16 protein-coding genes and 1 pseudogene are annotated in these 12517 nt (G+C 63.6%); 11 read left to right on the forward strand and 6 right to left on the reverse strand.

The window, feature by feature from the left end:
* Positions 1-141: 141 nt before the first annotated feature.
* The gene (locus LGH83_RS08705; protein WP_227401441.1) at positions 142-459 is read left to right on the forward strand and encodes a hypothetical protein; all 318 of its coding nucleotides are present in this window, start codon (positions 142-144) and stop codon (positions 457-459) included.
* An 86-nt stretch (positions 460-545) separates the two neighbouring features.
* On the opposite strand, the gene LGH83_RS08710 is transcribed toward LGH83_RS08705, so the two are convergent.
* Complete coding sequence (locus LGH83_RS08710; RefSeq protein WP_227401442.1) at positions 546-1403, reverse strand: efflux RND transporter periplasmic adaptor subunit; 858 nt, start codon at positions 1401-1403, stop codon at positions 546-548.
* A gap of 193 nt (positions 1404-1596) precedes the next feature.
* The gene (locus LGH83_RS08715) at positions 1597-2547 is read right to left on the reverse strand and encodes a LysR family transcriptional regulator (protein ID WP_227401443.1); all 951 of its coding nucleotides are present in this window, start codon (positions 2545-2547) and stop codon (positions 1597-1599) included.
* Positions 2548-2603: 56 nt separating this feature from the next.
* Here LGH83_RS08715 and LGH83_RS08720 point away from each other — a divergent pair, with 56 nt between their 5' ends.
* The 6 genes from LGH83_RS08720 to LGH83_RS08745 are packed head-to-tail and all read left to right on the forward strand — an operon-like array spanning position 2604 to position 6718.
* Positions 2604-3815 (forward strand): MFS transporter, encoded by a 1212-nt coding sequence (locus LGH83_RS08720; protein WP_227401444.1) that lies wholly within the window; start codon positions 2604-2606, stop codon positions 3813-3815.
* The gene (locus LGH83_RS08725; RefSeq protein WP_227401445.1) at positions 3812-4039 is read left to right on the forward strand and encodes a hypothetical protein; all 228 of its coding nucleotides are present in this window, start codon (positions 3812-3814) and stop codon (positions 4037-4039) included. The genes LGH83_RS08720 and LGH83_RS08725 overlap by 4 nt, the downstream gene beginning before the upstream one ends.
* Positions 4040-4052: 13 nt before the next feature.
* Positions 4053-4634, forward strand: a complete 582-nt coding sequence (locus tag LGH83_RS08730; protein ID WP_227401446.1) for a carboxymuconolactone decarboxylase family protein — start codon at positions 4053-4055, stop codon at positions 4632-4634.
* A complete protein-coding gene (locus LGH83_RS08735; protein ID WP_227401447.1) occupies positions 4627-4890 on the forward strand; it encodes a hypothetical protein in 264 nt (87 codons plus the stop codon). Before LGH83_RS08730 ends, LGH83_RS08735 begins: the two co-directional genes overlap by 8 nt.
* A complete protein-coding gene (locus LGH83_RS08740; protein WP_227401448.1) occupies positions 4887-5894 on the forward strand; it encodes a zinc-dependent alcohol dehydrogenase family protein in 1008 nt (335 codons plus the stop codon). Before LGH83_RS08735 ends, LGH83_RS08740 begins: the two co-directional genes overlap by 4 nt.
* 29 nt (positions 5895-5923) lie before the next feature.
* Positions 5924-6718 carry an NAD(P)H-dependent oxidoreductase gene (locus LGH83_RS08745; RefSeq protein WP_227401449.1) on the forward strand — a complete coding sequence of 265 codons (795 nt, stop codon included), beginning with the start codon at positions 5924-5926 and terminating at the stop codon, positions 6716-6718.
* Between the two features lie 168 nt (positions 6719-6886).
* Here the strand turns inward: LGH83_RS08745 and LGH83_RS08750 are convergent, their stop codons facing one another.
* The gene (locus tag LGH83_RS08750; RefSeq protein WP_227401450.1) at positions 6887-7456 is read right to left on the reverse strand and encodes a TetR/AcrR family transcriptional regulator; all 570 of its coding nucleotides are present in this window, start codon (positions 7454-7456) and stop codon (positions 6887-6889) included.
* A gap of 15 nt (positions 7457-7471) precedes the next feature.
* Complete coding sequence (locus tag LGH83_RS08755) at positions 7472-8416, reverse strand: SDR family NAD(P)-dependent oxidoreductase (RefSeq protein WP_227401451.1); 945 nt, start codon at positions 8414-8416, stop codon at positions 7472-7474.
* Between the two features lie 75 nt (positions 8417-8491).
* Between LGH83_RS08755 and LGH83_RS08760 the strand changes: the two genes are divergently transcribed.
* The 4 genes and pseudogenes from LGH83_RS08760 to LGH83_RS08775 all read left to right on the forward strand — a co-directional run.
* Entirely contained in the window at positions 8492-8959 is a 468-nt protein-coding gene (locus LGH83_RS08760; protein WP_227401452.1) for an SRPBCC family protein, read from the forward strand.
* 144 nt (positions 8960-9103) lie between these two features.
* Positions 9104-10009: a ketopantoate reductase family protein gene (locus tag LGH83_RS08765; RefSeq protein ID WP_227401453.1), complete on the forward strand. Its 906-nt coding sequence runs from the start codon at positions 9104-9106 to the stop codon at positions 10007-10009.
* 343 nt (positions 10010-10352) lie between these two features.
* Entirely contained in the window at positions 10353-10685 is a 333-nt protein-coding gene (locus tag LGH83_RS08770) for a hypothetical protein (protein WP_227401454.1), read from the forward strand.
* A gap of 148 nt (positions 10686-10833) precedes the next feature.
* A pseudogene (locus tag LGH83_RS08775) lies at positions 10834-11244 on the forward strand (recombinase family protein); the annotation flags it as partial.
* Between the two features lie 53 nt (positions 11245-11297).
* On the opposite strand, the gene LGH83_RS08780 reads toward LGH83_RS08775, so the two are convergent.
* Entirely contained in the window at positions 11298-11621 is a 324-nt protein-coding gene (locus tag LGH83_RS08780) for an FGGY family carbohydrate kinase (RefSeq protein WP_227401455.1), read from the reverse strand.
* A gap of 145 nt (positions 11622-11766) precedes the next feature.
* On the reverse strand, positions 11767-12495 hold the full coding sequence (locus LGH83_RS08785) for an SDR family oxidoreductase (RefSeq protein WP_227401456.1): 729 nt from the start codon (positions 12493-12495) through the stop codon (positions 11767-11769).
* Positions 12496-12517 lie beyond the last annotated feature (22 nt).

Genomic DNA, 12517 nt, shown 5'->3' on the forward strand with positions numbered 1-12517 from the left:
CAGCTCGGCACAGTAGCGCAGCCGCTTAATCCGTATCCATACTCATCGAGACCGTACCATGACCGTCAAAGCCGCCGTCCTTGCAGTCTTCGTGGCCGCTGCACCCGTGGGTGTCGCTCAGGCCCAAGACATGCCCCCGACATGAAGACCCTCCTGGCCGATCTGCAGTCGAAAGGTCTCGACAAAACGATGATCGCCGTCCTGACCGACAAGGGCTACATGCTGAGCGATGTGCCGTTGTGGTACTTCGGTCACTGCCTCTACAACCCGCGCACCAACGGCCATGTCAGGAAGGTTTCGTTTGTCGAGGAACTGGACGGCCAAGGCAGCTATCTTCTCACCATTCCCGGCAACGACATGGTCTATCATTACATCCAGCTGAAGTCGGCGTCGTCGCCTTCGACTACCTTTACGACTTCAAGGGCGACAACCTCTCGGGCACCGACATTACCGACATGATCAAGCGCGTTATGTCAGGTTGCGTGAACGAGTAGAAGCGGCGCTGAGCCGAACCGCGTCGCAGCCTTTGCCATGGCTGATGCTGGTCAGCCTTTGCTATCCGTCGCGGAGCCCGTGAGCACCTTCGGCTTGTCGGGCGAGGCGCCGGCCGGCGCCGTTTCTGCAGAGACAGGAGCGATGCGCACCTTGTCGCCGGCCTGCAGATTGGCGGGTGGATTGACGGCCACGCGTTCGCCGCCATGTAGACTGTTCCGTCTTTCGACGCTGGTGCCAAAGTCCCGGTAGATGTCGACCTCGTGCATCCTCACGCTGCCATCGCGGTCGATAGTGGCGACCCTGAGCCCTTGGCCGTTGAGCAGGATGGCGCCGGCCGGAACCGTCACGGTCGGCCAGCCCTGCGGGATCGACAAGCTCACATGGACAAAGAGGCAGGGCTGCAGCCGATGATCCCCATTCGCAACGTCGACCTCGGTCGGCATGGTGCGAGAGCCCACGCTCAGCGACCCCGCGTGGCGCGCCACGGCGCCGGTGAACACCTCGGCCGGCCGTTCCGGTTGTGTGACCTGCGCGGCAAGTCCATCCTCAAGGCCCACGGAGGCCGATTGAGGCACGTCGATGTGCACTCGGAGCACGTCGTCGCGCTGCAGCACGAACATCGCGGTTCCGCCTGAGGCCGATCCGTTGATCAGGTCTCCCTTGTCGACATTGCGTTCGGTGACGATGCCGTCGAAGGGCGCCGTTATGGCTTCGAAGCTGGTAAGTTCCTGAAGTTGCTGCACGGTCGCGGTCTGGGCCTCGACATTGGCGGTGGCAACCGCGACGTCGGCCTGGGCGCTCGCCAGCGTGGCATTCTGGGCCGAAAGTGTGAGGCGTGTCTGGTCGGCGTTCTGCTGGGTGGCCCAGCCGTTCGCTCGCCCGCGGGCAGGGTAAATAGCGCCGCCCATTGCTCGTCGCCCAGCAGCCTGCGTCGCGCCATCTCAGCCCTCCTCCAACAAAGGGCGGGATGCTACGACGCCTGTCCGTCAGACGAACGGGACCGTCAACAGAATATCCGAGCCAAGCTTCCCACAGGTGTTCCTGCAAACGATCGAGTTTTGGGAAAGTGGGCTTGGACCAGTGATGTGTTGGGGGGGAACATCATGCCAGTCCAGCGAGCCGGTCACGCAGCCAGCCTTGTGCTGGATGGTTGGTCGTACGGTCGTGCCAGATACTGGCAATAAAGAACCCGGGTATAGCAAGCGGCGGTTCCATCACCTGCACCCGATCCGACCAGCCCTTGGCAATCCGGCGCGGGACGAGTGCGATCATGTCGGACCGGGATATGATCTCTGGCACGATCAGGAAGCTTGGCGTCGATAAGGCCACGGTACGACGGCGGCCGATTGCCTCCAGCGCCGCGTCGGTAGGTCCAGCAAAGCCACCGCCCTGAGGCGATACGATGACGTGGTCCAACGCGCAGAACACGTCCAGATCAAGACCACTCTGCACAGAGGGATGCCCCTGTCGCGCGATGACCGCGTAATCCTCTTCGTAGAGCTGGCGCTGACGCATTGCGGCTGGCGCATGTTCGGGCGCCGTTAAGGCCAGGTCCACCTCACCACGCTCCAACTGCGTGGGCAGCGCCATCACGTCGAGCGCGCGCCAGGCGATGCGGATCATGGGCGCCTCGGCCCGTAGTGCGACCGAGAAGCGCGCCAGAAGCGCATACTGGACGTAGTCGCTCGCCGCGATCACCAGCGTCGCCTCCATGGTCGCCGGATCAGGGGGCGCTCCGTCTTCGACGACGCGACGCACACGTTCCAATGCCTCGTGCAAGGGCTGCTGCAGCTCGAGTGCACGTTGGGTAAGCACCATCCCGCGCTGGGCCGGGACCAATAGCGCATCACTGAATGCCTCTCGAAGCCGCGCCAGCCGTGCCGACAACGCAGGCTGACTGAGGTTCAGGCGGCGCGCGGCGCGCGTGACGTTCCGCTCAGCTAGCAAGGCTTCGAGCGTGACGAGCAGCCCTAGATCGAGGTGCTTGGTATCCACGCAGTCGATAACAGCATGTAAAAGGTTCGATTTCAATGCCTGGATCGCCTGCGCCATATGGCTGAGGAGCGAGCGGAAGCCCGTGAAGCGCAATCGACGAAACGGATACCAGCTTGGCCGACCCCATCCTGACATCACCGCCCCGCGCATCGATTGCCTTCCCGCTACTCGCGATCACCCTGTTCCTGTTCTTCGTATCGGCGAGTGTGCCCTCCCCCTTGTTCGTGGTGTTCCAGGGACGGTGGGGGTTCTCCCCGGGCATGCTGACGCTCGCGTTCAGCATCTACTCGCTGGTGCTGCTGGTCACGCTGCTCGTGGCCGGCTCGCTATCCGATCATCTGGGCCGCAAGCCGGTGATCGTCGCGGCGCTGATCATCCAAGTCGCATCCATGGCCCTCTTCCTCACGGCAAACGGTATCGGCGGATTGCTGACAGCTCGTATTGTCCAGGGGCTGTCCATGGGCGTGGTCAACGGCGCGCTATCCGCTGCGGTGATCGAAGCGGCGCCTCCGGCTCGAAAAGCGCTCGGCAGCTTGCTGACCAGCGTCTCGCCCCTCGCCGGGCTCGCGACGGGTGCCCTCGTCACCGGCGCCCTGCTCGGGGTGACGAACCAGGCGGAAGTCTGGGCTTTCGGCGTTCTGGGTGGGCTGTTCTGCTTGGCCGCACTGTCGGTGCTCCTGATCCCCGAGACGGCGAGCCCGGTACCCGGCCTGCTCCGGTCGATGGTGCCGAGCGTGCATGTCGCCCGAGCCGCGCGCAGCAGCTTCAAGCGCGGTTTGCCTCTGCTCCTGTCAATCTGGGCGCTGTGCGGCTTCGTCATCGCGCTTGGGCCATCGCTGCTGCGCGACGTCTTCGGGGTCAGCAGCGGGTTGCTGAACGGTGCCACCGTCGCCGTGCTCTGCGGAGCCGGTGCCGCATCCTCGCTCCTCCTGCGTGGGCAGCCGCCTGGACGTATGGCCGCATTGGGCATGGCGGCGGTGACGGCCGGGGTCGGCCTGCTTCTGGTGTCGATCGGCACAGGCGCACTGACGCTGTTCTTCGTCGGCAGCGCGGTCGCGGGTGCCGGGCTGGGGGCCTCGTTCAGCGGCCTCATCCAGTCGCTGGTGCCGCTCACCCCGCTACATGAGCGTGCCGAACTCTTCGCAGCGATCTTCCTGGTCACATACCTCTCCTTGAGTCTCCCACCCATCGCTGCTGGCTTCGCCGTTCAGCTCACCGGCTTCCCGAGTACCACCCAGGCCTATCTCGGCGCCGTCCTGGTCGTCTCGGCGGCCGCAACCATCCTGCAATGGCTGCCCTCGCGCAGCCGAGGAGCACCCGCATGAAGGCGATCCAGACTCGTCCGCAGCAAGGGCTTGATGGCCTGACTCTCGTGGACCTTCCTGATCCCGGCGATCCCGGGCCGAACGCCAGCCTCGCAGCGCATAAGGCGCTCGGCTCGATCATGCGGGCGCGTCTGCAGGTCTACGCAGCGCTCAGCGCCTTCCACCATCGCAAGAACGGCGTGGCGGCGCAGGAGCCCTCCGCCATCGAACAGATCCCCGCCTGACCAGGAGAGAATCATGCGCGCACCGCCCTTTCCCCCCGACCAGATGCCGCCGGATGTGCGGGCTCTGCATGACGACATGGCGGAGATCGCCGAGCATCTGAAGGGTTTCGTCTCCAAGCGCGAGGACGACGCCCTCGTCGGCCCCTTCGCGCCCATGCTGCGCTTCCCGCAGTTCGGGGGGTCGGCGTGGGCCTACACCAAGGCGCTGATCGAGAACTCCAAACTGCCCAAGCCGGCGCACGAGCTGGCCATCCTGGTCACGGGGGCGGCGTTCGACTCGCGCTATGAGCTCTACGCCCACGAGCGCGTGGCCGGGCAGGCGGGCCTGAGCGACGCCAAGATCGCCGCAGTCGCAGCCGGCCAGCGCCCCGCCGATCTGACCGAGGAGGAGCAGGCTGCCTACGACGTAGCCGCGGCCCTGACCGCCGGCAAGCAGCTTCCAGAATCCACCTACCAACGTGCCCTGAAGGTGTTTGGCGAAGACCAAACGGCCGAGCTGGTCTACCTGGTGGCCGGCTACGGCCTGATCTCGATGCTGCTCAACGCCTACGACGTCTCGGTTCCCGGGCGTGAGGAGGGTCTTCCGCGTGGATGAGCGTGCGGGTTGGACGTCGGGCGCGTTGGCGGGAAGCCTTGTGGCCGGATTGGCGATCAGCGGGCTGATGATCGCGGAGGAGCTGCAAAGCGGAAAGCCTTCGGACCTGATCGCCTGGGAACGGGCCGGCGCCGAGCGCCTCGGGCTGAGCACGCCTTCGACGAAGGCCATGCCGGGCTTGGCTGAACAGTCGGGTGTCCAGGCGGAGCAGCTGGCGCTCTCGGCGGCCGCAACCAGCCGAGGAGCACCCGCATGAAGGCTATCCAGGCTCATCCTCAGCAAGGGCTCGACGGCCTGACGCTGGTGGACCTTCCCGACCCCGGCGATCCCGGACCGAACGCTATCCGCGTGCGGGTGCATGCCACCTCCCTGAACTTCCACGACATGGGCGTGGTGACGGGACGGCTGCCGGCCGCCGATGGCCGCATCCCCATGGCCGACGGTGCCGGGGTAGTCGAGGCGGTCGGCTCGGACGTCACTGAGTTCAGGCCTGGCGACCATGTCGTGTCGACCTTCTTCCCAACCTGGCTGGACGGCGAAGCCACCCTCGCCGACTTCGCCACCACACCGGGCGACGGCATCGACGGCTTCGCCCGGGAGGTGGTGGTCGCGCCGGCGACCTCTTTCACGCACGCCCCGGCCGGCTGGAGCCACGCCGCGGCGGCGACCCTGACCACGGCCGGGGTGACGGCCTGGCGGGCCCTGGTAGTCAATGGCGGCCTCAAGGTCGGCGACAGCGTGCTGGTGCTCGGCACGGGCGGGGTTTCGATCTTCGCGTTCCAGATCGCCCGGGCCATGGGGGCCACGGTGATCGCGACCTCCTCCTCCGACGAGAAGCTGGAACGGCTTCGCGCGATGGGTGCCGCGCACGCCATCAACTACTGCCGGGACGAGGACTGGGGCGACCGGGTGCGGGAGATCACGGGCGGGACCGGTGTGGATCACGTGGTGGAGGTGGGCGGTCCGGGCACTCTGGCGCAGTCGATCAAGGCCGCGCGCGTGGGCGGCCATATCTCTCTGATCGGCGTGCTGACCGGGAGGACAGGAGCCGTGCCGACGGCCATGCTGATGGCCCGGCAGCAGCGCCTCCAGGGGCTGATTGTCGGCAGCCGCCGTCATCAGATGGACCTGATCCGCGGCATCAATGCCGTCCACGGCCATCCGGTGATCGACCGCTCCTTACCGCTCGCCGCCATCGCGGACGCCTTCCGGCTCCAGGAGAGCGGTGGCCACTTCGGCAAGATCGTCCTCGAGTTCTGACCCCCGCATCCCAGCAGGAACAACGCATCATGAAGGTTCTTCTCGTCTTCGCCCACCCGGAACGCCATTCCCTGAACGGTGCCCTGCGCGACGTCGCTGTGGCCGAGTTGCAAGCGCAGGGGCACGAGGTCCGCGTCAGCGACCTCTACGCCGAGGGATGGAAGGCGAGCGTCGACCGCGCGGACTTCCCGGAGATGGCGGAAGACGAGCGGCTACGGGTGGCTGGCGCGTCGGGCCAGGCCTTCGTCGCCGGATCACTGACGAAGGACGTGAAGGCCGAGCAGGAGAAGCTGCTCTGGGCCGACACGCTGATTCTCCAGTTTCCGTTGTGGTGGTATTCGATGCCGGCCATCCTCAAGGGCTGGGTGGATCGCGTCTACGCCTTCGGCTTCGCCTATGGGGTTGGCGAGCGGAGCGACACGCATTGGGGCGACCGCTTCGGTGAAGGCACGCTGGCTGGCAAGCGCGCGATGCTGATCGTCACGGTCGGCGGGTGGGCGACGCACTACGCCCCGCGCGGCGTCAACGGCCCGATCGAGGATATTCTGTTCCCGATCAACCACGGCATCCTCTACTACCCCGGCTACACCGTCCTGCCGCCCTTTGTCGCCTATCGGGTGGACCGGCTAGACGAGGCCGGGTTCCAGAAGGTGGCGGATCAACTCAGGGAGCGGATGCTCAGCATCGAAACCACCGCGCCCATCCCATACAGAATGCAGAACGGCGGCGACTATCAGGTTCCCAGCCTGGAGTTGCGCCCCGAACTCGGCGATCCCGGCGCCTCCGGCTTTGGCCTCCATGTCGATCGAACGCGGGTGGGCTGATGCGGCTTCAGCTTGCCATCCTAATTGCATGGTCGATCGGTCGAGTATCAATGACGTTCATTCATCTTCCCGCAAACGAAGGACGGTCGGGAACCCCAGAGCGTTCCCAAAAGGATCGAGATTTGGGAAAGCGCCCGAGTATCCGTTTTCCGGCAGGAGGTGATCGCGTTACCGCTCTTGCCGCAAGAGCGTCAGGAGCAGGCCCACGCTCTGTTCCACTGCAGTCAGCCCTTTCTGCTCGCGCATGCGGCCACCGGCCTGCAAATCGATCAGGCCGTGCGCGGTGGCATAGATCAAGCCGGCAAGTTCGCGTGTGGAAATTGCGGGCAAGGCGCGCGCGGTCTGGGCGTCCTCAACAAGCCTCGCAAACGCCATGAACGTCATAAGCGCCGCCGCCTCAAGCGTTCCTCCGGTCGCGCCGATTTCGGGATTGCTGAACAGCAGGCGGTAACGCGCGGGATAGTCACGCCCATAAAGGACGAACGCGGCCAGTGCCTGCTTCAGCCGCTCGATGGCCTGTCCTTCGCTGGAGCGAGCCTGATCGAAGGCTGTCGTCAGCGTCCCGAAGTCACGTTCGGCGATTGCAGCAAGAAGGGCGCTGCGATCCTTGAAATGCTTGTAGGGCGCGTTGTGCGAGACACCGACCGCTTGCGCTACCGCCCGCAGGGTGACGGCCGCATCGCCTCCGGCATCGAGGAGAAGCGCCGCCTCCGTAACCAGCTTCTCCCGTGTGCTCACCCGACTACCTTCTGGCTATTGCGCGTTCAGCCCGACGAGCCGATCCGAGTCCGCCCACAGCTTGCGCGCGCGGCCAACGTCATACGACATGGCGGACGATCGCGCCTCGATCAACCGACCGTTGTTCGACTGGATATACTTGCCCGATGCATCCGCGAACGCCGGATCGGTTGCCACACGGGCGAGCGCGTCGCCCGAGAAGGGTAGGCTTCCCATGGTGACGCCAAGCATCCTGAACAGCCATTTGGCGAAGCTCGTTCGCGTGAGCCGCTGCGCGATCATCGGGGCCGACCGGCTCAGGCCCGTTTCCACGATTAGTCCCGGATCGAGCGCGATCGACTGAACCGACGATCCCCGTGCTCTCAAACGCCTGTCGAGTTCGTAGGCGTAGAGGATGGTACAGAGTTTCGAGGTAGAATAGCGGACACCCCACTGAAGCGCCTTGCCGTCCTTGCCATCGGTAGCCAGCCGGGTCGCATCGGGCTCCGCTGCCTTGCCGACCATCCTGCCGTCCATCGTATCCGGATCGTGCGTGCCGCTGGCGGTGAAGACGACGCGCCCTCGGTCCTGCACATCGTCCAGCAGCAGGTTGAGCAGCAGGAAATGACCCAGGCAGTTGGTCGCGAAGGTCTTCTCAAGCCCATCGCCGGTGTATTGGGGGGCGCCCATGAACTGGGCACCGGCGTTCAGCATCAGCACCTGCAACGGCGCGACGACACCTTCGCGGGTCATGGTCCGAACCGCCAACGCCGCCTCACGAACCGAAGCCAGCGAGGCTATATCGATCGCGACGGTCTCGATCCGCGTGCGGTATCGCGAGGCGAGGTCACGCGCGACGGCATCCACCTCCGCCCGGTTCCGACCTGCCATGATGAGGTCAAACCCGCCCTGTTCTAGAATCTTCCTGGTTGCCTCCAGGCCTATGCCCTTGTGGCCGCCGGTGATGAGTACGGTTCCCATAATCAATATCCTTGGTTGACAGCGTCAACCTAATGTCTAGGTTGACGCTGTCAACCTGACACGGAGATATCTAAAGTGAATGTTGCACTCAGGCGGCAGGCTGAGGCGGAACGGATGATCCCCGATGCGCCGGTCCAGGCATCGCGCTCGATCATCATCGGGACATCGGCTGATGCAGTTTGGCGGTTGCTGACCGACGTAGCCGACTGGCCACGATGGTACGGCTATTTGAAGAACGCCCAGCTTGCGGGAGCTTTCGCAAGCGGAACAGCGCTCACCTACGGCGACATCTTCAAGCACCGGCTACGGATCGCCAATGTCAAACAAGGCGAACTTGCAATGCTTTATGGCACTATGGCCGGCTATACCGGCATCACCCGCTGGGATGTGAAGACCGTGGCAGGAGGAGGGACGAAGGTTATATTTACCGAGTCATCGAGTGGCCCGTTGATTAAGCTTCTTTATGGAAACGCTAGCCTCGGCAAACACCTTGAAAGATGGCTGATCGCGTTGAAGGTTGAAGCTGAAAAGCCGTCTCGTTGAGGTTGGCGCAAACTTTCCCGCAAACGAAGGGCGGAGCGCTCCCACAAGGATGGTGTATTGGGAAGCGAGCCAAGCCGCCCTTTTTGATTGGGCGGCGTAGATGTACGGTTTCATTCCGCCCGTCACCGGTTCAAGGTGTTGGTCATGTCGATCGCTGCACCCGCAACACCTCGTCGCATAGCCATCGTCGGTGTTGGCAACATCGGGAGCAAGTTCGCCTTTCAGCTCGCCCGCATCGGCGGCCACGACGTCACTGTCGTCGCGCGGCCTGATTCTAATCGCCTGGAACAGCTCCGGCGCGACGGGGCCATCGTCGACGTGAAAGGAACACAGGCGAGCGTGCACGTGGCGGACGTGCTCGACGAACAGGCGCCGTTCGACCTCGTCATCGTCACGCTCCTGGCGCATCAGGTCGATGCGGTACTCCCGGCCTTGCGGCGCAGCGCGGCCAAGTGCATCCAGTTCATGTTCAACACCTTGCATCCGGAGCGCCTGCGCGAAGCTGTCGGTCCCGAGCGCTGCGCCTTCGGCATGGACTTCGTCCAGGCCACGCTGGACGGAGATGGCCGCTTCAAGGCCACTGTTGGCGCAGGGGGACAGAAGACTCTCATGGACGAAGAGCGCTGGGCCGACCTGTTCAAGGCATCGGGGCTGCCCGCCACGGTCGAGCGCGACATGCCCTCGTGGCTCCGGTGCCACGTCCCACTGTGCGTCGCGTGTGAGAGCGTTTCCGTGACCGGTGTGAGGCGCGGTGGCGGCGCGTCGTGGAAGGAGGTGCTCGCCTTGGCGTGCGGTGTTCACGCGAGCTTCGGGCTCATCAAGGCTCTCGGCTACCCTGTCTATCCCCGGACCAAGGCGCTGATTGATCGTGCGCCGGCATCGATGTTCGCGGCCGTGCTCTGGTCGATGTCGCGCGTCCGGGTGTTCCGCGAACTGCTGGCAACAGGACAGGCCGAATTTGAAGCCTTGATCGACGCCATGATCGCGGCCGCGCCACAAGCCGAAGACTCGGTGCGTGTAACCGACATAGCGGCCATGAAGCCATCGTAAGCTTCCTGCAAACGAACGGCATCGGGAGCGCCAACACCTTCTTGAATGGGAATGCCGGTCGATAAGGCCGGAGCTTTCCCGAAGGGATTGAATTTTGGGAGTAGTCGGGTGGCGATGATAGCGACCGGCAGACGCCACCGGCCGCTATTCGGCTAATTTTGGCGCGGGCAAAACCTGATGAGATGCCCGAGCGAACCGTGTATGTTGATCGATCGGGCGTCCTAGTGGTTTCTACGTTTATGGTTCAAGCAGACTGTCGGAGCGTGCACAGGCGTGACAGGATTGCTGTTAGGGTCCACGCATGGTGTGTTCAACACGCATGCCAGGATTTACAGACCGCATCATGACCTTGCCTTTCATATTTTGCGCGATGGTGACTGCGATCAGCGCCATTGTGAGCCTCAGCTTTTCAATCGTCGCTCTTCGCTCCATCTCGGGAGAGGCACGCACACTGGCGCTCTACGCGTCGGCCCGGAGCCTCGCCCTTGTCATTGTGAGTGTCGCGGCCTTCGCAGTTGGTGCAACGGCGTGGCTGGAGGCTGTGGCTTGGTGCATGATTATCGTCCAAGCGTGCGACGCCGCAGTCGGCATCACGATCAGTGATCGCCTCAGGACTTTCGGTCCGGCCGCGACGGCGCTTCTCAATCTCGCAGCACTGATCTGGCTCCTGGCTTGAGACACCGCCGTCGTTCCCGATAGGGAACGTAGAACGGGAAAGCCGACACCAGTCGAGCTGGTCCGCCGACAGCAGGTTCCGCTTTCCCAAAATCTGTTCCCGATTTAAGATTCCCGAAATCGACGAAATCGATGCGAAATCGGGAAAGATGTTGATCGGCTACGCGCGTGTCTCGACGGCCGACCAGGATTTGGCGCTGCAAACTGACGCTCTGACCAAAGCGGGGTGCAAAAAGCTGTTCACCGACAAAGCGAGCGGCGCGAAGGTCGATCGGCCGGGACTGACGGAAGCCCTGCACTTCGCGCGAGCTGGCGACTGCATTGTAGTCTGGAAGCTCGACCGGCTCGGCCGATCGATCCAGGGCCTCATCTCCCTGGCGGCCGACCTCTAGGCGCGGAAGGTCGACTTCCGATCGCTGACGGATGGGTTCTACACGTCCACGGCCTCAGGCCGGCTCCTGTTCCATATCCTCGCTTCGGTAGCCGAAATGGAACGCGAACTGATCAAGGAGCGCACGGTCGCCGGCTTAGCGGCGGCTCGGAAGAAGGGCGGGATCGGCACGTGTCCAGCTTGTCGGGCGTCAGCGCCGATTTCGGCCGCTACCCAGCCCACCTAATTCTCGGCACGGCGATCCATCCAAATAATGCATGGATGCAGCGGCTGCATGAGATCATCGACCGGGATGCCGGAACCACCGTAGAGGCTAGAGACGCAAATGGCCTTGATCTCGATTGAAGAGACAGCCCTTGCCACCTCGGCGACGCAAGTCTCGACCGCATTGACCCATACATCTGGGTGCTGTTCGGCACAGTTGGGTCTCGGAGTATCGGGCGCGTAGGCGCGGGAAGCTTGTGCGACGATAGTACCATCGCGCTGGACCAGCACGGCCTTCGTGCTTTGGGTGCCGATGTCGACTCCGATAACCGCTTCGATCACCTGCTCACCTCACCTTTTTCCGATCAAGTTTCGCGGACTGGACCACATATTCTCGCACAAGCGCATCGTCGGTGCCGAACTTGCGTGACCTAATTTGCAGCAACGGCTATGCAAGCCCCCAACATCGTTGGCTGTGGCGGGCACCTTATAGATCGAGCCCTTGGGGCAGGATCACGATGTCTCGAATTACGACGTTGCGCGGCCGCGTCAGCATGAAAAGAACTGCCGCCGCCACCTCCGTAGGCTCCATAAGGCTCCCCGCGGCCAAAGCATCGTCGAGCTTTGCCTTGGGCCAATCCTTAAGGAGGGCTGTTACAACAGGGCCCGGTGCGACCTCACCCACGCGGATCCCATGCTTGCTGACTTGACGCCGAAGCGTGTGGACGAACGCTTGGATGGCATGCTTGGACGCGGTGTAGATCGGCTCCCAAACCACCGGCGTAAAGCCCGCGACCGAGCTAGTCACGATGATGTCGCCGCTCTTGCGCTCCACCATATGCGGCAGGACCGAATGGATGCCACGGAATACCGCATTGATGTTGAGATTCAGCATGCGGTCCCACGCATCGGGATCGCCGTTGATGACCTCGCCGCCAACGTAGGATCCCGCGTTTGCATGGAAGATATCTAGCTTGCCAGCCTTTTGTAGAATCTCGGGCATCATCCCCGAGACGCTTTTGGGATCAGTCAGGTTTACCACCACCGGGATAGCGTTCGCCCCGAGTTCGGCGCAGATTTCCTTAAGCCTGTCTTCCGCATAGTCTATGAGCACGACCCGGGCACCCGCCGTGAGGAAGGTTCGCGCGCATTCCAAGCCAATCCCGGATGCGGCACCGGTGATTGCTGCAACCTTCCCAGACAGTTCTTGACTCATTGAAGCATCCTCTTTCTTCGCT

This window comes from Lichenihabitans sp. PAMC28606, assembly GCF_020616535.1.
In the GTDB taxonomy this organism is placed as follows: Bacteria; Pseudomonadota; Alphaproteobacteria; order Rhizobiales; family Beijerinckiaceae; genus Lichenihabitans; species Lichenihabitans psoromatis.